Source organism: Neisseria sp. P0021.S007, from assembly GCF_051956855.1.
Map to the genome: position 1 here is coordinate 133,365 of NZ_JBQCXA010000005.1, position 19,394 is coordinate 152,758.

20 protein-coding genes and 4 tRNA genes are annotated in these 19,394 nt (G+C 48.7%); 4 read left to right on the top strand and 20 right to left on the bottom strand.

The window, feature by feature from the left end; all coding sequences use genetic code 11:
* Positions 1 to 22 precede the first annotated feature (22 nt).
* On the top strand, positions 23 to 1,435 hold the full coding sequence (dacB, locus tag ACTHUR_RS08015; protein ID WP_049336968.1) for a D-alanyl-D-alanine carboxypeptidase/D-alanyl-D-alanine endopeptidase: 1,413 nt from the start codon (positions 23 to 25) through the stop codon (positions 1,433 to 1,435).
* Positions 1,436 to 1,722: 287 nt separating this feature from the next.
* Here dacB and ACTHUR_RS08020 read toward each other — a convergent pair.
* The 16 genes from ACTHUR_RS08020 to ACTHUR_RS08095 form a co-directional block, all read right to left on the bottom strand.
* Positions 1,723 to 1,799 (bottom strand) — tRNA-Asp (locus ACTHUR_RS08020).
* Between the two features lie 32 nt (positions 1,800 to 1,831).
* Positions 1,832 to 1,907, bottom strand: a tRNA-Val gene (locus tag ACTHUR_RS08025).
* Between the two features lie 39 nt (positions 1,908 to 1,946).
* A tRNA-Asp gene (locus tag ACTHUR_RS08030) sits at positions 1,947 to 2,023 on the bottom strand.
* Between the two features lie 33 nt (positions 2,024 to 2,056).
* A tRNA-Val gene (locus ACTHUR_RS08035) sits at positions 2,057 to 2,132 on the bottom strand.
* Positions 2,133 to 2,201: 69 nt separating this feature from the next.
* Positions 2,202 to 4,184, bottom strand: a complete 1,983-nt coding sequence (locus ACTHUR_RS08040) for a monovalent cation:proton antiporter family protein (protein ID WP_049336355.1) — start codon at positions 4,182 to 4,184, stop codon at positions 2,202 to 2,204.
* A 264-nt stretch (positions 4,185 to 4,448) separates the two neighbouring features.
* Positions 4,449 to 5,195, bottom strand: coding sequence for a 3-oxoacyl-ACP reductase FabG (fabG, locus tag ACTHUR_RS08045; protein WP_049336356.1), 747 nt, complete (start codon positions 5,193 to 5,195; stop codon positions 4,449 to 4,451).
* A gap of 44 nt (positions 5,196 to 5,239) precedes the next feature.
* Entirely contained in the window at positions 5,240 to 6,277 is a 1,038-nt protein-coding gene (locus tag ACTHUR_RS08050) for a glycosyltransferase family 8 protein (RefSeq protein WP_070695462.1), read from the bottom strand.
* Positions 6,270 to 7,340, bottom strand: a complete 1,071-nt coding sequence (locus tag ACTHUR_RS08055) for a hypothetical protein (protein ID WP_440361209.1) — start codon at positions 7,338 to 7,340, stop codon at positions 6,270 to 6,272. The genes ACTHUR_RS08050 and ACTHUR_RS08055 overlap by 8 nt, the downstream gene beginning before the upstream one ends.
* A gap of 55 nt (positions 7,341 to 7,395) precedes the next feature.
* Positions 7,396 to 8,397 carry a hypothetical protein gene (locus ACTHUR_RS08060; protein ID WP_440361220.1) on the bottom strand — a complete coding sequence of 334 codons (1,002 nt, stop codon included), beginning with the start codon at positions 8,395 to 8,397 and terminating at the stop codon, positions 7,396 to 7,398.
* 74 nt (positions 8,398 to 8,471) lie between these two features.
* On the bottom strand, positions 8,472 to 9,398 hold the full coding sequence (fabD, locus tag ACTHUR_RS08065) for an ACP S-malonyltransferase (protein WP_440361208.1): 927 nt from the start codon (positions 9,396 to 9,398) through the stop codon (positions 8,472 to 8,474).
* Between the two features lie 153 nt (positions 9,399 to 9,551).
* Complete coding sequence (locus ACTHUR_RS08070) at positions 9,552 to 9,755, bottom strand: DUF1294 domain-containing protein (protein ID WP_224783389.1); 204 nt, start codon at positions 9,753 to 9,755, stop codon at positions 9,552 to 9,554.
* 51 nt (positions 9,756 to 9,806) lie between these two features.
* Complete coding sequence (locus tag ACTHUR_RS08075) at positions 9,807 to 10,769, bottom strand: beta-ketoacyl-ACP synthase III (protein ID WP_049336364.1); 963 nt, start codon at positions 10,767 to 10,769, stop codon at positions 9,807 to 9,809.
* 152 nt (positions 10,770 to 10,921) lie between these two features.
* On the bottom strand, positions 10,922 to 11,992 hold the full coding sequence (plsX, locus tag ACTHUR_RS08080) for a phosphate acyltransferase PlsX (RefSeq protein WP_049336419.1): 1,071 nt from the start codon (positions 11,990 to 11,992) through the stop codon (positions 10,922 to 10,924).
* 122 nt (positions 11,993 to 12,114) lie between these two features.
* On the bottom strand, positions 12,115 to 12,639 hold the full coding sequence (locus ACTHUR_RS08085) for a phosphoribosyltransferase (protein ID WP_049332638.1): 525 nt from the start codon (positions 12,637 to 12,639) through the stop codon (positions 12,115 to 12,117).
* Positions 12,640 to 12,731: 92 nt separating this feature from the next.
* A complete protein-coding gene (gene rpmF, locus ACTHUR_RS08090) occupies positions 12,732 to 12,911 on the bottom strand; it encodes a 50S ribosomal protein L32 (protein ID WP_002240035.1) in 180 nt (59 codons plus the stop codon).
* A gap of 33 nt (positions 12,912 to 12,944) precedes the next feature.
* On the bottom strand, positions 12,945 to 13,448 hold the full coding sequence (locus ACTHUR_RS08095; protein WP_049336368.1) for a YceD family protein: 504 nt from the start codon (positions 13,446 to 13,448) through the stop codon (positions 12,945 to 12,947).
* Between the two features lie 55 nt (positions 13,449 to 13,503).
* Between ACTHUR_RS08095 and ACTHUR_RS08100 the strand changes: the two genes are divergently transcribed.
* Both ACTHUR_RS08100 and ACTHUR_RS08105 read left to right on the top strand, forming a co-directional pair.
* Positions 13,504 to 14,094 carry a Maf family protein gene (locus tag ACTHUR_RS08100; protein ID WP_049336421.1) on the top strand — a complete coding sequence of 197 codons (591 nt, stop codon included), beginning with the start codon at positions 13,504 to 13,506 and terminating at the stop codon, positions 14,092 to 14,094.
* A gap of 54 nt (positions 14,095 to 14,148) precedes the next feature.
* Positions 14,149 to 14,859, top strand: a complete 711-nt coding sequence (locus tag ACTHUR_RS08105) for an SAM-dependent methyltransferase (protein WP_049336370.1) — start codon at positions 14,149 to 14,151, stop codon at positions 14,857 to 14,859.
* Positions 14,860 to 14,953: 94 nt separating this feature from the next.
* Here ACTHUR_RS08105 and yidC read toward each other — a convergent pair whose 3' ends face one another.
* The 4 genes from yidC to rpmH form a co-directional block, all read right to left on the bottom strand.
* Positions 14,954 to 16,600 (bottom strand): membrane protein insertase YidC, encoded by a 1,647-nt coding sequence (yidC, locus tag ACTHUR_RS08110; protein WP_049336372.1) that lies wholly within the window; start codon positions 16,598 to 16,600, stop codon positions 14,954 to 14,956.
* Positions 16,601 to 16,718: 118 nt separating this feature from the next.
* Positions 16,719 to 16,940, bottom strand: a complete 222-nt coding sequence (gene yidD / locus ACTHUR_RS08115; protein ID WP_003682178.1) for a membrane protein insertion efficiency factor YidD — start codon at positions 16,938 to 16,940, stop codon at positions 16,719 to 16,721.
* Positions 16,940 to 17,278 (bottom strand): ribonuclease P protein component, encoded by a 339-nt coding sequence (gene rnpA, locus ACTHUR_RS08120; protein WP_049343532.1) that lies wholly within the window; start codon positions 17,276 to 17,278, stop codon positions 16,940 to 16,942. Before rnpA ends, yidD begins: the two co-directional genes overlap by 1 nt.
* A gap of 2 nt (positions 17,279 to 17,280) precedes the next feature.
* Positions 17,281 to 17,415, bottom strand: a complete 135-nt coding sequence (rpmH, locus tag ACTHUR_RS08125) for a 50S ribosomal protein L34 (RefSeq protein ID WP_002214728.1) — start codon at positions 17,413 to 17,415, stop codon at positions 17,281 to 17,283.
* Between the two features lie 319 nt (positions 17,416 to 17,734).
* On the opposite strand from rpmH, the gene dnaA reads away from it, so the two are divergent.
* A complete protein-coding gene (dnaA, locus tag ACTHUR_RS08130; protein ID WP_049343534.1) occupies positions 17,735 to 19,303 on the top strand; it encodes a chromosomal replication initiator protein DnaA in 1,569 nt (522 codons plus the stop codon).
* Positions 19,304 to 19,394: the final 91 nt, after the last annotated feature.

Below are 19,394 nucleotides of genomic sequence, written 5' to 3' on the forward strand. Positions count from 1 at the left end.
ATTTATAAGATTTTGTAACACAATGAAGTTAAAATGTATTTTATCAATCGGCCTGATGATGGCGGTTTGTCCGTCATGGGCTTTGGATTTCGGGCGTATTCCTGAAAATGAGATTTCTGTTTATGTGCAGGAATTGGACAGCGGCAACGTGATTGCCGAACACCGTGCCAATGAATTGCGCAATCCTGCTTCGACCATGAAGCTGGTAACGGCGTTTACCGCGTTTCGTATGTTGGGCGGTGATTATCGTTGGAAAACTGAGTTTAAAACCAACGGCCCAATCAAAGGCGATACGTTGAAAGGCAATGTGTATTGGGTGGGGAGCGGCGATCCTGTGTTTGACCAGCATGATCTGGTGCAAATGCAGCAACAGATGCGCGATAAGGGCATACGCCATATTGACGGACATCTGATACTCGACCGCAGCCTGTGGGGCGATGTGAAGAATCCGGATGATTTTGCTTCCGATTCTGCCGAAAGCTTTATGACGCCGCCCGATCCTAATATGTTGGGGTATAAAACCGTTGAACTGCGTGCTGAAAAAGAAGAAGACGGAAGCTTGGTCATCCGTACCAATCCGCCGCTTCCGAATCTGAACATTCAAAACAAATTGACACTTGAGAATAAAGAAGGGAAGTGCAGTGTTTTAAAAAACCACATGAAGACTTCCTATAAAAACAATACGCTGACCGTATCGGGCAAGCTGCCGGAAAGCTGCTTGGGCAAAGAGCTGTATCTGAATATGTATAGCATGAAAGAATTTGTCGGCAAAAGTTTTGTCAACCAATGGCGCCAACAAGACGGCACGATTTCAGACGGCCTGACGACAGGTGCTGCGCCTCATGACGCGCATGTGTTGGCGAGTCATCAATCCAAACCGCTTGCCGATATCCTCACCGATATGAACAAGCATTCCAATAATCTGATTGCCCGTTCGGTTTTCCTTAAATTTGCCGGACATATATCTGATTACAAGCAGGCGCAGGCCAAGGCCGCGTCTATCGTAAAAAGTGAGCTGGCGGTTGCCGGTATCAATACGGAAGGGCTGGTGTTGGAAAACGGCTCAGGCCTGTCCCGCGTAGAACGGCTCAATGCGCGAATGATGGCGCAAATGTTGGAAAAAGCCTACTTCAGCCCGTTTAAAAACGAGTTTATCAGTACGCTGCCGATTGCCGGTAAAGACGGCACGCTTAAAACACGCTTGAAACAGCCCGGTGAAAACCTGCGCCTCAAAACCGGTACACTCAAAGATGTCCGCGCACTGGCTGGGTATTGGTTGGGCGAAAAGCCGTTGTTGGTTGTCGTCATTATCAACAGCCAAAAGTCAACCGATTATTTACGCGACTTGGATAAGCTGGTGTCTAAAATTGTTCAGCCCGGTGGCGAACATTGGATTGATGCTAAGGCTTCCTGCATGATTAGGTATCAGGCTTGATAAGCTAAAAAAGGCCGTCTGAAAATGTATTGACGTTTTCAGACGGCCTTTGTGTAAGAAGGACAAGTATTTATGTCTATTTTGAAGGATAATTTAGGGATTTAATGGATAAGCGTTTGGTGTAAATCCGCTTGAGAAAGATGGTTTTATCTTCGGTATTTAAGACGTATGTTTTAAGTTTTATTCCCACCTTCTCTTGTCTAAATAATCGGACTTTTTACGAAAAGGCATAAGGTACAGACGAAAAAAATACCGGTAAAAACCGGTATTTTTTATTTTTAACTTGATGGCGCGGCGGACGGGGCTCGAACCCGCGACCCCCGGCGTGACAGGCCGGTACTCTAACCAACTGAGCTACCACCGCGCATCCATTGTCAGGGACAATGAAAAGTAAAGTGGTGGGTGATGACGGAGTCGAACCGCCGACATTCTGCTTGTAAGGCAGACGCTCTACCAACTGAGCTAATCACCCAAAAAAGGGAGATACTGAAGAATCAGTATTTTTAAATAATGGCGCGGCGGACGGGGCTCGAACCCGCGACCCCCGGCGTGACAGGCCGGTACTCTAACCAACTGAGCTACCACCGCGCATCCACTGTCAAAGACAATGAAAAAGAAACTTGGTGGGTGATGACGGAGTCGAACCGCCGACATTCTGCTTGTAAGGCAGACGCTCTACCAACTGAGCTAATCACCCATGCGCAAAATTGCGAAGACGTTATTAAACCAAAAAATCCTGATGCGCGCAAGATTTATTTGCCGATAATTAGATGTCTCCCTGCAAGCACCAGTTTTCAAAGGAAATAATTTCTTCCTGTTTGCCTGCGACAACCAAAATGTCGCCGGTTTCCAGAACGAAATCAGGGTCAAGGTCTTGGATTTTTCCGGTATTGCGGCGGATAAACAATAGTTTCAGATGATGGGCGGTCAAGGGCAATTCACGGATGGTTTTACCGATGGCATGTGCCTCGCCTTGCAATGGGAAGGCATGGCGGCAGACGGCCTTGCTGTCTTCGTCGGAGAAGCTGTCATCATCACTGCCGACAAACAAGTCTTGCAAAGATGCATAGCGGCTGTGACGGATGTGGGTTATGGTTTGATAAACATGGTTGTAGGAAAGGCCGTGGCCCAACATGGCATAGCTTGCCAGCACCAGGCTGGTTTCTTTGGTATCGGAGACGGTTTCTTCAGCACCCATTTCGGTAAAGGTTTTAACGTAATCGTCATTGGTGGCGCGAACATAAACCGGCATGCTCGGATGCATGGACATGATGTTGCCGAGAACATGTTGGGTTTCATGCATATTGTTCAGCGTGATGACCACCATTTTGGCACGTCCCAAGCCGGCGGCTTCCAAGACTTCACGGCGTTTGGCATCGCCAAAGGAAACCGGTTCGCCTGCGTTGCGTGCCACTTGTACGCGGGCAATATCCAAGTCAAGGGCAAAGTAGGGGATGCCTTCTTGCGCCAATACACGGGCAACCGATTGACCGCCGCGTCCGAAACCGATAATTAGGACGTGTTCGGATTTGCTCATGGTTTCCACCAGCATGGAGTGCAAGTCCAAGGCTTTCATGTCCCAGTCGGATTTAACAAAGCGGCTGACGATGGCATCGCTGCTGCCCAAAATGAATGGTGCGGCAATCATGGAGAGCAAGACGGCTGCAGTGGCTGCTTGTTCCAATTCGGGCGAAACCATATTGATTTTGCTGGAAATAGCCAGCATCACGAAACCGAACTCGCCGCCTTGTGCCAAATAAAGCGCACTCTTGAGGCTGTCGCTCGTAGGGTTTTTCATGCGCAAAGCGATGATGAAGACGACCAGTGCTTTCAAGACCAACAGGATTGCCAACAAAATCAGGATTTGCTGCCAGTTGCCGATCAGCGCCTGAATATCCAGCTTCATACCGACGGTAATGAAGAAGAAGCCCAGCAGGATATCGCGGAATGGACGGATGTCGTCTTCCACCTGAATACGGTATTCGGTTTCGGAAAGCAGCATACCGGCAACGAATGCGCCCAATGCCATAGACAGGCCTTCAAGCTCCGTCAGATAGGCCACGCCCAAAGTAACCAGCAAAACGTTGATCATAAAGAGTTCGGACGATTTGCGTTTGGCAACCAGTCTGAACCAGCGCGACATCACACGGCTGCCGACAACAAACAAAATGCCCAAGGTCAGCAACATTTTCAAACCGGCCAAGCCCAGTTCTACCCACAAGTTGCCTTCGCTGCCGCCAGCAAGTGCCGGAATCAGAATCATCAGCGGTACCACGGCAATATCTTGCATCAGCAAAACACCCATGGCCATTTGTCCATGTGGCTGACCCAGCTCGGTTTTCTCCGACAGAATGCGGCTGACGATGGCGGTGGACGACATGGTCAGTGCGCCCGCAGTGGCAAACGCCCAGTTAAACGGCGTGCCCATTGCCATCAAAATGCCCATAATCGAGAGCATGGTAATGATGACTTGCAAACCGCCCAAGCCGAATACGAGACGGCGCATGGCTTTGAGTTTGGGCAGGGAGAATTCGAGACCGATGCTGAACATCAAGAATACAATGCCTATTTCGCCCAAATAGTCGGTGGCATGGCTTTGCGGAATCAGTTTGAACATACCCGGACCGGCAATAAAACCGACCAAAAGATAACCGAGCATGGAAGGAATGTTGAACTTGCGACAGCAGATAACTGTAATGACGGAAACCAACAAGACAATGACAATGGGTCCGAGGGAGAATTCGTGCATAGAGTGGGCGGCCTTTCGTTAAGAGTAGCTATTGTTATATAGGCCGTCTGAAACACGTCGAAAACCGACAGCAAACCCAAATAAAAACGCACAGAATGAACTTCATTTCTGCGATTTGATTTCCCGTATCATGCTTATTTGGACTTACTGTTTCGAGCGTTATCTAACGGATTATTAAGATTATATCAAGATAGAATGTAAAGTAGTGTTTTGATTGACAAAAAAGGCCGTCTGAAATATTCAGACGGCCTTTAAATAAATGGTTTAAGGCATCAACATGCCGCCGTTGACATGAAGTGTCTGACCGGTAATGTATTTTGCCTGATCAGAAGCCAAGAACAAGACTGCATCGGCAATATCTTGTGCTTCACCGAATTTGCCCAAAGAAGTTTGCGCTTCAAAGGTTTTGCGGGTTTCTTCCGGTAGGGCGCGGGTCATATCGGTGTCGATAAAGCCGGGGGCAACGCAGTTGACGGTAATGCCACGGCTGCCGACTTCACGCGCCATAGATTTGGAGAAGCCGATTAAGCCTGCTTTTGCGGCTGCATAGTTGGTTTGGCCGGCATTGCCCATCACGCCGACAACGGATGTGATGTTGATGATGCGGCCGGCACGCTGTTTCATCATGCCGCGCAATACGGCTTTAGAGGCGCGGAAGACAGATTTGAGGTTGACCTGCATGATGTCGTCCCACTCTTCCTCTTTCATGCGCATTAGGAGGTTGTCGCGGGTAATGCCGGCGTTGTTGACCAGAATATCCAGTTTGCCGAATTCTTTTTCGATGTCGGCAATTAGATTTTCGATGGTTTCAGGTTCGGCAGAATTTAATGCACGGCCTTCGCCACCCCATTGTGCCAAGCGTTCGCCGATTGCAACCGCGCCACTCTCACTAGTGGCAGTGCCGATAACTTTTGCACCGGCCGCAGCCAAAGTATCGGCAATTGCCGCACCAATACCGCGCGATGCGCCGGTTACCAAAGCGATTTTGCCGCTTAAATCTTGTGTACTCATGTTTTATTCCTTAATTGCGATTGGAAAAATGGTTTCAGACGGCCTTATTTACCTGGGGAGGGTGCTTGATACCGTCGTTTGTTGATTCTTCGTAATAAATATTCTCTGTAGTATGCCCATGCTTGCTTTTTTTGTCCTTGTTTCCAAAGCCGTTTGGCTGCTTGTCTAAATTTCCTTTTAGGATTTGGAAAGGGCAACCAAGTTGATAGAGGTTGTTCTAGATATCCGTTATTCCATGGGGAATTCTTAAAATATTGATCATATGCAGGGTGGAAGCCTAATTGATGCCACGGTTTGATATGACCAACAAAATGGACTAAGCGGATATTGTTGGGATTGTCGATTAATTCACTGTATTTTTGATGCCAATGTATCCAGTTAAAGTTTTCTGAAAGCCAGTGTACATGACCTATACAGGCTAAATTCAAAATATCTTGGTCTGGACAGGAGAGTTTAAAATTCTGTTTTTCTACGGCTTGCATTTTTTCAGACAAAATTTTATCTATTGCCATATCATTCCATTTGTCAATATTGAATAGAATGACCCCAGAGTTGAAATAAGGCTCAGTATCTGTAAAACCAAATTGATTGAGTTGTTTTATATATGCTCTGTATAAGATTGCATCAGGTACGGCAGCAATCAAAGAATTTGAAATGTCGATTTCAAATAAATCATCAATGTTGCCCAAGCACAGTACATCAGTATCTAAATAAAGCGCAGTATGAGCAATACCTTTTAATAAGCAAGGGATACTCATACGGTAATACATAGCGATAGTAAAATAATGGGTAGTCTGCAGGGTAGAAAAGTATTCTGTATTTAAATGGTAAACGCTTATTGCGTAGTTTTGATTTGATGTTTCAATTTGATCGAAAATATTAAAATCATAACCTTCTGAACCACTAACTAACAAATGAAAATGTATTGGATTGGTATTGTTTTGCAGCACAGAAAGTAACGCAGTGCCGATGTGTTTGATATAGTTTTGATCGGCTGCATAAACAATATGTCTCGGCTGTTCAACGAATTCTCGTTTGCGGATATGAGCAGTTTCTAATACTAATTTTTCTCTATCAAACATTTAAATTCTCCACAACGTCTCTATCGATTTCAGGCAATCCGATAGGGATATTCGGTTCAATATCAAATGCGCAGCTGATCCAGTTGCTGAAGCTGTATTTGTGCTTCAAACCTGGGGCAAGCGATACATACGGCAAGGTCAGGAAGGCTTTGAGTTCTTCAAGGTTGCTTCCGTCCCAGTAGAACATATTGTTCGGGTGATAAAAATCGTAATGTACGATGGTAGGATTGGTCGTAATCAGTTTTTTGTCCAAACCAATCGCTTCGAAAATCCGCAAAGAGAGACCGTAGTGCTTGCGGTTGAGGAAATCCACCAATACGGAGGATTTGGCCGCTTCTTCTAAGTTTTGACGATAGGAGAGGGCGTTTTCAAAGGAGAAAAACTCGACTTCGGGAATGCCCAAAGCCGCTTTTTCTTCTTCGATTTTCTTGCTGGCCAAGCGGAAATCTATTTCTAAACCGATTGAACGTGCAGCTTCGCAAAATGCGCGGATGTCGTTGTTGCGGTCGGCGGCGTACGAGCCGATAAACAAGATTTTGTTTTGCGGGTTTTCAGACGGCCTGAAGCAGTCAAAGTAGAAGCTGGTGGTTGGAAAGAGTTTTTCGGTGTATTCGGGATGTTTGCCCTGGTCAAACGGATCGAAAAAGTAAAACTTGTCAAAAAATTCGATGTTGTCGAAGTCTTCTTTTAAGAAGGTCAGGGCTTCCCAGTTGTAATACACCATTAATTTTGAATGTGCTCTGAGCTTGGCGATGAAGTCTTTCGGATAGGCCCCCAGCCAAATCATGAAGCAATAATCCGCTTGTTCGGGATGTTCGCTTAACAGGGTATTGAGGCGTTCTTCTACGGCGCGGAACATGGTCCGTTTTTTGAAGTCTTTTTGCCCAAGAATATTTCGATACCAGATTTTTTTCAGCCGTTGAAATACATTTTTGTATTTGAACTCTTTTTCTTCATAGGTCAGAGACAGCACTTCAAATCCGCATTTTTCCAAGTTCTCAATAATGAGTTCGTGGATTTTGAAGAGTTCCGGCATGGCGAGAATGACTTTTTTCTTACTCATAATGTATTTAATTTAATATTTTGTCAGGCAGGTATATTTGCCATAGGCAATAGGGTTAATCAATGCCGAGCAGGCGGTTCAGCCATTGTGTAAATGAATAATAGGCTTTAATTTCAGGGGCAGGTTGCTGATACGGGCGTGCCAAAAATTCAGGCAATGCGTCTAAACTACCGCCGTCCCATACGAACACGCGGTCTGGGTGGTATAGGTCGGTCTCTAAGATATGTTTGTTGGTGGTAATCAGTTTTTTATCGAAACGCAACGCATCAAAGATACGGAATGATAAGCCGTAATGTTCGAATTGTGCAAAATCGACGACTGCACCGCAACTTTGCACTTGGCTGAGGTTTTCTTCAAAGCTGAGGATGCTGCTGCGGTCAAGATAGCGGATGCCGTTGTGTCCAAAGGCTTTTTCAGCCCTGTCGTCTTTGCAGTAGATATGAAAATCCAAGGGTAAATTGAGGCGTTCGGTTTCTTGGATAAAGCGTTTGGTTTGTTCTTCGCGTCTAAGTTCGTAGCCGCCCAAAAAGTAGAGTTTGTTGGTGGGGGCATATTCCGCCACGGGAAAGTCAAAGTAAAAATTGGTGGTGGCTTTGAAACGGCATTGTGGATATTTTTGAATATCGTCGGGATCGAAAACCCAACATTGATCAAAATAATCCAAATATTCAATAATGTCTGGGAAACGACCTACGCCATCCCATTGATAATTCACGCAAACATTGCTGTATTCGCGGATGGTGGCGATGATTTCTTTGGGGTAAATATTGGCGCGGATACAGAGCGCATAATCGGCTTTTTTACCGTTTAGCGAGGCCAATTTTTGCTGAATGTCGTCGAGGTGGCGGCTGTATTTGAGGTATTTTTTATAGTTGCCGTCTTTGGTGATGTGTTTGTGATAGAGGTTTTTGAGTCTGCTGCCCAAGTTCGGGTAATAGGAATCCCGGTCGTCATAGCACAGGTTAATGACCTCAAAACCAAGAAAACGCAGATTTTTTTCGATACATTGATCCAGTCCGTACATGTAGGGAACGGCAAGAATAATGGTTTTTTTCATAATGTATTCGGATTGGAGTGGAGCTGATTTTTCAGACGGCCTTGCCTGACAGGATAAGGCCGTCTGAAAACGTTTTAATGGGCTTCGATAAATGCAGCCACTTGGTCGGCATTGGTCAATGCGCTGCATACGGCTTCTTTGTTAATGCGTTTGGCGAGGCCTGCGAGGACTTTGCCGGGGCCGCATTCGGCGGATTCGGTGATGCCTTCGGAAACAAGCGCGTTGACGGTTTCTGTCCAGCGCACCGGGCTGTACAGTTGGCGTACTAGGGCATCTTTGATTTTGTCGGCATCATCGTAAGAGGCAACATCGGCGTTATGGATGACGCGGATTTGCGGTTGTTTGATGGTGATGTCTTTCAATGCTTCGGCAAGTTTTTCCGCTGCGGGCTTCATGAGGCTGCAATGCGAAGGAACGGAAACAGGCAGCGGTAGGGCGCGTTTGGCTCCGGCTTCTTTGGCGGCAGCCATAGCGCGTTCGACTGCGGCGGTGTTGCCGGCAATCACGACTTGGCCGGGGGAGTTGAAGTTGACGGCTTCAACGACTTCGCCTTGTGCGGCTTCAGCACAAATGGCTTTGACTTGTTCGTCTTCCAAACCCAAAATAGCGGCCATTGCACCTACGCCTTGCGGTACGGCAGATTGCATGAGTTCGGCGCGCAGGCGGACCAGTTTGACTGCGTCTGCAAAATCCAATGCGCTGGCGGCGACGAGGGCGGTGTATTCGCCGAGGCTGTGGCCTGCAACGACGGAAGGGGTTTTGCCGCCTGCTTCTAAGTAGGCGCGGTAGGTGGCAATGCCGGCAGCCAGCATGATGGGCTGGGTGTTGACGGTTTGTCCGATTAATTCGGCATCTTCGCCGTTAATCATTGCCCACAGGTCTTGACCCAATACGGCGGAAGCTTCGTCAAATGTGGCTTTAACGATGGCTTGCTCGGCAAAGCCGTTCATCATGCCTAGGCTTTGTGAGCCTTGTCCGGGAAAGAAGAATGCGAAAGACATGGTAATTCCTTATTGGTTTGAATGTTTGAGGGTGTCTGCCAGCAGAAGGAGGGTGGCGGCAGTATTGGTTGCAGCACTCAGCCGGAAGGTGCGGACAAAACTGAGTTTGCTGGTTTTATGCCGGAATGCGAGGCTGCTGCAATAACCGCCCGGTCAGCCGCCAAGCAGATTGAGCAGGTGCAATTTTGCTTCGGGTATGCGTCTGCCGTGGTTGCGTGCGCGCTGTTTGTCTAGGTAGTAAAGCAGGAAAACGTATGCACTCAGTGCGAGATAGGCGATTGCCAGTTTGGGCAATATTATAGCCGTTATGCTTAAAAACAGGCTGCTGATGCAGAGTGCAAACGTTAGGGATTTCATGGGTTTTAGCAGAATAGGCTGTCTGAAAGGGATGTTCAGACGGCCCAACCGTTAGTATTTTACTAAGACCGCACCCCAGGCAAAACCGCCGCCGATGCCTTCGAGCAAGAGGTTTTGTCCGCGTTTGATTTGGCCGTTTTTAATACCGACATCCAGTGCCAGCGGAATAGAGGCAGCGGACGTGTTGCCGTGGTCTTGGACGGTCAGGATCACTTTGTCCATGCTCAAGCCCAAGTGTTTGGCGGTAGAGTCGATAATGCGCTTATTGGCTTGGTGCGGCACAAGCCAATCGATTTGATTGGTGGTATAACCGGCTTCTTCGATAACGTCATCTGCGATTTTGGACAGCATTTTGACGGCAAACTTGAATACGCCGGGGCCGTCCATGCTGATGTAGGGCGAACCGCAAATCTGGCCGTTGGCAATTTGTCCCGGGACGTTCAAAAGGTTGAGGTAGTTGCCGTCGGCTTTGAGTTTGCTATGGATAATGCCCGGTTCGTCAGATGCACTTAAGACAACCGCGCCCGCACCGTCACCAAAGAGGACGCAGGTGGTGCGGTCGTTCCAATCGACGATGCGGCTGAAGGTTTCAGCGCCGATAACCAAAGCGTTTTTCGCCATGCCACTTTTGATGTAGGCATTGGCAGTGGTCAGGGCATACATAAAACCGGCGCACACGGCTTGTACGTCAAAGGCAGGGCAGCCGTTGGCAATGCCCAATTTTTGCTGCACGATGGTTGCCGTAGAAGGGAACTGCATATCGGGGGTAGCTGTGGCGACGATAATCAGGTCGATATCGTCAGCCTGCAAACCGGCATCTGCCAAGGCGCGGCGCGCTGACTCGGCGGCCAAATCGCTGGTTTTTTCGCTGTCGTCTGCAATATGGCGAAATTTGATACCTGTACGCGTGGTAATCCACTCGTCGGAAGTGTCCACTTTTTTGGCAAGGTCGTCATTGCTGACGCGGTTGGCAGGAAGGTAGCTGCCTGTACCGGAAATTTTGGCATATTGCATGAGAACGGCCTTTTTAGAGAGTTGATTCAGATAGTCGGGTATTGTAAGCGAAAATGGGAAAATTCCCAATATTAAGAATGAAGTCGGTGATTAAAGATAAAAACAGGCCGTCTGAACTTTTTGGAGTTTCAGACGGCCTGTGTATATCAGCCTTAAGCTTCCGTTGCTGGAGTAGCGGTTTCTTCCAGTTCGGCTGCTGCTTTGGCGGCTTCCAAAGCAGCCAACTGGGTGGCTACGCCTTGTTCGATTTTAGCGAGGCCGGCGGATTTGGCTTCGTGGTAGGCTTCTTCCAAAGCATAACGGAAGCCGACTTCGTCGGTTCCACCGTGGCTCTTAATCACAATACCGCGTAAACCAAGCAGGATGGCGCCGTTAAATTTGCGCGGATCCAGTTTGCCTTTCAAACCTTTGAGTGCGGGCAGGGCGGCAATGGCGGCAAGTTTGTTGAACAGGGTGCTTTTGAATTCACGACGGATGGCGCCGCTCATGAATTTAACCGCGCCTTCGATGGTTTTGAGCATAACGTTGCCGACAAACCCGTCTGCGACAACGACATCGGCTTCGCCATACAAAACGCTGTTGCTTTCGATATTGCCGATAAAGTTGAGTTTGCTGCTGCTCAACAGTTTAAAGGTTTGTTTGACGGCATCCGTACCTTTGATGTCTTCTGTACCGACGTTCAAGAGGGCGACGCGCGGGCTACCTTTTTCGGGGTGTAGCGCGTGTACCAGCTCGCTGCCGATGATGGCAAATTGAACCAGTTGTTCGGGCGTACAGTCGACGTTAGCTCCCAAATCCAAAGCCAGAGTAACGTGTTCGCTGTCGGAAGGCAGGAATTTGGCGATAGCAGGGCGCTCAATGCCGGGAATGGTTTTGAGGACGAATCGGGCGGTCGCCATCAGTGCGCCGGTATTGCCTGCCGATACGGCAGCTTGCGCGTTGCCTTCTTTAACTTGGTTGATGGCGATGCGCATGGATGATTCTTTTTTATTTTTCAGCGCAGATTGCGGTGCTTCATCCATTTCGACGACTTGCGCTGCATGGCAGACAGTAATGCGGTCCATAGGTGCGCCTGCCGAGCTTAATGCTTGGCGGACTGCTGCTTCATCTCCGACCATAATCAGATGTACGTCGGATTGCTGTTTCAGGAAATCCACTGCACCGGGGACGGTAATCGCAAGGCCTGCATCTCCGCCCATGGCATCTACGGCCAGTGTAATCATGTTGTTCTCCGGTTTGTGTGTTTCAGACGGCATCAAACAATCGGAAAAGCACACTCATCCGATTTTCAGGAGATTAAATGGAAAATCAGATGAAAAGGCTTGTTGCGATGGTCGTACCAGATTTATTGGTTTTGCGCGGCCAATTTGTTGTGTTCGTCGATGTCCAGCGCGTCCCAAGGATAGTTGATCCACCAGTCTTCAACGGTGATGCCGCTGAAATAAGGGATGCCTTCGGGAATCTTGCCAACTTTGGCTTTGATTTTTTCATGCAATACTGCCACGCCGATAGTGCCGAAATCTTCTTTCAACAATTCGTTCAGGCAGAATTCCATGGTAACGCGGCTGTCGTCCACTTCGTCAACAACCAGTACGTTTTTGCCTTTCAGTACATCGGGAACGGGATCGAGCCATTGGACTTTTTTCACTTCCTCGGTCACTTGACCTTCGTGATCGTTGTCGTAGTAGGCTGTGGTCACGGCGTAAATCGGAATTTCCAAGAAGCAGCGCAACATGCGGGCAGGGATAAAACCGCCGCCGCCAATGGCAATCATGGCATCGTATTTGGTGCCGGAGTTTTGGATTTTTTCCGCCAATCCTTTGATTACGCGGTGGATGTCGTCGTAGGTGTACCAGATTTTACGTTTCATGGTGTGCTTCCGAAGAGGAAAATACAGGGTGCAATGCAAAAAAGCCAGTCATTGCATGGCAATATTCTGGCTTTTTCAGTCAGACGAACGGATTATTCGCCTTTAGCTTTTACCACTTTACGGCCACGGTACATACCGTTTGGAGAAATGTGGTGTGGACGATGCACTTCGCCGGTTGCGCTGTCAACAGACAGAGAAGGCGCAGTCAGAGCGTCGTGTGAACGGTGCATACCGCGTTTAGAAGGGGATTTTTTGTTTTGTTGAACGGCCATTTCAAGCTCCTAGATAAATAAACTGTGTCCTAATTAACTGCTTTTCAAACCTGCTAAAACAGCGAAGGGGTTTGGTTTGTCCCGATTGACTTCGTCCAGTGTTCCATTGTTGCCGCAGTCTTCGTGTCGAGGGGAGAAAGGGAGCGACATCAGGATTTGGTCTTCAACCAGAGTCCGCACGTCAAGCTCTTTTTCGAGCAGCATGCCTTCCAATTCTTCATCGGTAAGCATGGCTTCGTCCAAACTCTCTTCATCGGCAAACAGGACGATACGGCTGGTTTCATCGAGTAGAAACGGCATGGGCGTAATGCAACGCTGGCAAATCAGGGGCATGTCGGCTTTGACGTTTAAATCGAGAAACAGACGTTGCAGCCGGTCGCGACCGCCTTGCAGCGTAAACGACACGCGTGTCTGTTTGTCGGCCGGATAATCGTGCGAACTGACTCGTTCATCCAATTCTTCGAGCAGGAAGCTGCCTTGCAGATTCTGCCCTTCGGCGGCGAAAACTTCTGGGTCAATCAAATTAGGGTATGACATAAACGGAGTATGATATAATTTTGGCAGTCTAACGTCAATGTTTTTAAGTAAAAATATGGAAGTAAAACTGCCTTTGGTTTTAGGGTCGAGTTCGGTTTTCCGCTGCGGACAGCTTCGCCGTTTGGGTATCGATTTTCAGACGGCATCGCCTGATTTTGACGAAACGCCTATTGCGGGCGAACATGCAGGCGAAACGGCGCTGCGTTTGGCGGAAGGCAAAGCCCGTTCATTGGCGGCAGCTTTTCCTGCCGCGCTGATTATCGGTGCAGACCAAGTGGCATGGTGCGAAGGACGTCAATTGGGTAAGCCGATGAACGTCGCAAATGCACAACAGATGCTGGAAAACTTAAGCGGAAAACGGATTGAATTTTACAGCGCAATCGTGCTTTTGAATACTGCTACGGGCAAGGTTCAGCATCATGTCGATCATACGGTGGTTGCCATGCGCCAGTTGTCGCAGGAACAAATCAGCCGATATTTGGAACGCGAGCCGGATGCAGTTTATTGCGCCGGTGCGGCGAAAAGCGAGGGTTTGGGCGCCGCTTTGTTGGAGCGGATTGAAAGTACGGACCCGAATGCTTTGATCGGCCTTCCGATTTTCCGTCTGATTGATTTTTTGAAAAACGAAGGTGTGGAAGTTTTATAGTTTGAGGCCGTCTGAATGTGTTCAGACGGCCTGAGATTTTTTGGAGTTGCAAGAATGAAACCGATTTTGTATTTGATTCCTACCCCTTTGGGTGCGCCTGATACGCCATGCCTGTTGCCGCATGAACAACAGGCGATTGTCGGGCTGACGGATTTTGTCGTAGAAGCGGAAAAAACAGCGCGCGCGCATTTGAAACATTTGGGCGTAACTACGCCTATCCGCGAGCTGAATCTGCAAACGCTGAATGAACACACGGATTTGAAGACTTTGCCGGAATTGCTGAAACCTTTGCAAGAAGGGCGCAGTATGGGTATTGTCAGTGAGGCAGGTTGCCCGGCTGTTGCCGACCCGGGCGCGAATTTGGTGGCGTTGGCGCATAAACACGGTTTTGAAGTACGACCTTTGGTCGGGCCGTCCAGTTTGTTGCTGGCGCTGATGGCTTCGGGTGCGAATGGTCAGAACTTTGCGTTTAAGGGTTATTTGCCGTCTGAAAAAAATGAGCGGATTCAGTGTTTGAAGGCTTTGGAACAACGTTCGCGCCAGCAGAATGAAACGCAGCTGTTTATCGAAACGCCGTATCGCAACGATGCGTTGTTGGCTGATGCGGTGGAAAACCTGCATCCTGAAACGCGATTATGCGTGGCCACGGACTTAACCTTACCGACACAGGAAATCATCAGCCAAACGATTGCGCAGTGGCGGAAAAGAAAAGAAATGCCGAATTTGAAAAAACGCCCGACGATTTTTGTGCTTCATGCCGCTTAAAACTGGATTGGGTTCAATCTCAAACTGTATTTGTTTGAGGAAATAAAAAAGGCCGTCTGAACAACAGACGGCCTTTATGTTGCCTAAGCTTTTATCAAGAAACGACTTCGCCTTGGGCGCGTTGTTTTTCGATGCTGCGGTTGATGTGCCATTGTTGGGCGATGGTCAAGAGGTTGTTGACTACCCAGTACAGAACCAAACCGGCAGGGAAGAAGAAGAACATGATGGAGAAAATCAAAGGCATGACTTTCATCATTTTCGCCTGCATAGGGTCGGTTGACGGCGGATTCAGATAAGTTTGTGCAAACATGGTCGCCGCCATAATCAAAGGCAGGATGTAGAAAGGATCCGGACGGCTCAAGTCGGTAATCCAACCCAACCAAGGCGCTTGACGCAATTCTACGGAGGCGAACAATGCCCAGTACAGACCGATGAAGACGGGGATTTGCAACAGCATAGGCAGACAGCCGCCCAGCGGATTGATTTTCTCGTCTTTGTAAAGCTGCATCATGGCTTGTTGTTGCGCCATGCGGTCATCGCCGTATTTCTCTTTGATAGCTTGCAATTTAGGTGCAGCGGCACGCATTTTTGCCATAGAGCGGTAAGAGGCGTTGGTCAACGGGTACAGCACGGCTTTGACGATGATGGTCAAAACGATGATTGCCCAGCCCCAGTTGCCGATGATGTTGTGCAGTTGGTTCAAGAGCCAGAAGAGCGGGGAGGCGAACCAGTGTACTTTGCCGTAGTCTTTGGCCAGTTGCAGTTTGTCGGCGATGTTGGCGATAACGGAAGTGGTTTGCGGACCGGCATACAGGTTGATGGCGGTTTCGGCTTTCGCGCCGGCTTGAATGGCGGCTAAAGGCACGCTGACGCTTGCGCTGTACAGGTTGTCGTTGCGACGTTTGATGTCGATACGGCAGTCGCCTGCGGCGCAAACGCTTTGGCCGTCTTTAGGCTGCAAAATCCAAGTGGACATGAAATGGTGTTCAATCATGCCGAGCCAGCCGGTCGGCATTTTGCGGATGTATTCGGCTTCGGATTTGCCGGATTTGGCATCGTCGTCCAAATCAGAGAAGCTGACTTTTTGGAAGCCGCCTTCAGGGGTGTAAACCACCGGGCCGACGTAAGAGCGGGTAAAGTAGCCTTGGCCTTCAGGTTCGCTGTGGTCGCGGACGATGCGGTAGTCTGCGCTCAGGTTGACGGGTTGGCCTTTGCTGTTGGTAATGTCGAAACGGACGTTAACCAAGTAGCTGCCTTTGGTAAAAGTATAAACTTTGTCGATTTTCAGGCCGTTGGTTTCAGGTGCGCTCAGGCGGACTTCAACTTTGTCGCCTTCCAAACTGTATTGTTTTTGCGGAGCGGTAAAGCTGATGCCTTTTAGTACGTTGTTACCTTGTGCGTCCAAAAGCTCGGATTGGGCAACGTAGGTGTATTCCTTGCCGTCGTTAAACAGGACGAAAGGTTTGTGTTCGTCACCGGTTGCTTTGTATTGCAAGAGGGTCAGCTGGCGCAGATCGCCGCTTTTTTCATCGATGACGGCTTTGACCGTGTCTGTGGTAACGGTAATGGGGGTGGCTGGAGCAAGCGCGGCTTCGGCAGCGGCTTTTGCCGGAGCAGCGGCCGTTTGCTGTTGCGCGGCTTGTTGCGCCGGATTAGGTTTGGGGCTGGGGAAAAAATGTTCCCAGCCGGCAAAAATTGCCACTGAAATGGCAAAAAACGCCATTAGTCTTTTAAAATCCATAAGAGATTCCTGGAATTGACGGATAGGTAATCGAGATGAAAACTGCTTCAGACGGCATTATATAGAAACCGACGGGAAATTAAAGGAAATCGTGTTCTTTAAATGGTTGACAGCAGCATTATGGAACAGGGTCATGTCCGTGTCCGCCGAAAGGATGGCATCGTGCGATGCGTTTGATTGCCAGCCATCCGCCTTTGAATGCGCCGTATTTTTTGACGGCTTCGACTGCGTATTGTGAACAGGTCGGGGTATAGCGGCAGCGCGGCGGAATGAGGGGGCTGATGCAGTATTGGTAAAAGCGGATGAGTGCAAGGAGGAGCTTGGAAAGCAGGGTATTCATCAGCGTTTTTTCATCAGCTGGGCAAGTTGGTTTCGAGCTTCCGGGGCAGTTTCCCGATTAAACGCCTGACGCACGCGCACAACAAAATCATGCGGCGGCAGCTGGTGTTGATTCAGCCTGAACCAGTCGCGGATGACGCGCTTCATATAATTGCGGTCATGGGCGCGTTTGGCGGTCTTTTTGCTGACGACCAAACCAAGGCGCGGATGGCCGAGCGCGTTGTCTGCGGACTGGGAGACTTGCAGCAAATCGCGGCTGCGTCGGTTTTTCAACGCAAAAACGGATGAAAAATCATCCGTTTTTAATAAGCGATACTGCTTTGAGAAGCCGTAATTCAAAATTATACAGCCAAGCGTTTGCGGCCTTTGGCGCGACGGGCAGCCAATACTGCGCGACCACCACGAGTTTTGGAGCGAACCAAGAAGCCGTGGGTGCGTTTGCGTTTGGTAACGGAAGGTTGATAAGTGCGTTTCATGATGTTTCCTAAAAATTGGTAGATAATTAAACCGTGAATTACACTCCAATTTGCCGCTTTTGTCAATCAATATAAAAACTTTTCGTTGGCCAAAGTGTGACAACGGGTTTTATGCATTGATAGAATTTGTGGATAAAATTTTGCGGCGGTTGTGGATAAAAAAGAGCAGAATGGGTATAATCGCCCAACCTTGCTTTTCTCTGTGCGCAAGGCCGTCTGAAAGCAGCGGGAGTATCGTAAGAATTTGATTTTTATCGGATTGCCTGTCTGCTCTGCCTTCTTGTATTTCCCAAATCTTCCATTTTCCGAGCTTAATCTCATGACGTTAGCTGAATTTTGGCCGCTGTGCCTTTGCCGCCTTCACGAAATGTTGCCTGCCGGGCAGTTTGCGCAATGGATTGCGCCTTTGACCGTGAGCGAAGAAAACGGCGTATGGGTGGTGTATGGTAAAAACCAATTTGCCTGCAATATGCTCAAAAGCCAGTTTGCCGCCAAAATTGACGCCGTGCGTGCCGAATTGGTGCCTCAGCAGGCTGCTTTCGCGTTTAAGCCGGGCGTAGGTACGCATTATGAAATGGCGGCTCAGACTGTTGCGCCGGTGCAAGTGCAAGAAGTCATTGAAGTTGAAGAATTTGTAGAGCCTGTTCAAATGCCTTTGCAAACTGCTGCGCCAATGGAAGAAGATAGGCCGTCTGAAACGGTTTCCAAGCCTGCCACTGCCATGACGGCTGCCGAGATTTTGGCACAACGCATGAAAAACCTGCCGCATGAGCCTCAAGTGCAAACTGCCGCTCCGGCTGAGTCTAAAGCAGTTGCCAAAGCCAAAACCGACGCACAACACGATGCGGAAGAAGCGCGCTACGAACAGACCAATCTGTCGCGCGACTATACATTTGAAACTTTGGTGGAAGGTAAGGGCAACCGCCTTGCCGCCGCAGCCGCCCAAGCGATTGCTGAAAATCCGGGGCAGGGCTACAACCCGTTTTTCTTATACGGCAGTACTGGTTTGGGTAAAACCCACTTGGTGCAGGCCATCGGCAACGAATTGTTGAAAAACCGTCCTGATGCCAAAGTGCGCTATATGCACTCGGACGACTATATCCGCAGCTTTATGAAGGCTGTGCGCAACAATACTTACGATGTATTCAAGCAACAATACAAACAATATGACCTGCTGATTATCGACGATATTCAGTTCATCAAAGGCAAAGACCGCACGATGGAAGAATTCTTCTATCTGTACAACCATTTCCACAACGAGAAAAAACAGCTGATTCTGACGTGCGACGTATTGCCTGCCAAAATCGAGGGCATGGACGACCGTCTCAAATCCCGTTTCTCATGGGGTTTGACGTTGGAACTTGAACCGCCCGAATTGGAAATGCGCGTGGCGATTTTGCAGAAAAAGGCAGAAGCAGCCGGTATCAGTATCGAAGACGAAGCCGCTCTGTTTATCGCCAATCTGATCCGCTCCAATGTGCGTGAGCTGGAAGGTGCGTTCAACCGTGTCAGCGCCAGCAGCCGTTTTATGAATCGTCCTGTCATCGACATGGATTTGGCGCGTACGGCTTTACAGGATATTATTGCCGAAAAACACAAAGTCATTACCGCAGACATCATCATCGATGCGACAGCCAAATACTACCGTATTAAAATCAGCGATATATTAGGCAAAAAACGTACGCGCAACATTGCCCGTCCGCGCCAAGTTGCCATGAGCCTGACCAAAGAGCTGACCACGCTCAGCCTGCCTTCTATCGGCGATGCCTTTGGCGGCCGCGACCACACGACCGTGATGCACGGTGTCAAAGCGGTGGCGAAACTGCGTGAAGAAGATCCCGAATTGGCACAAGACTACGAAAAACTGCTGATTTTGATTCAGAACTGACCCAATGCAATATTCAGACGGCCTGATGTCAATGTGAGGCCGTCTGAATACAAAAAATATTTTAAAATACCCAAATCAACCGATTTCAAAT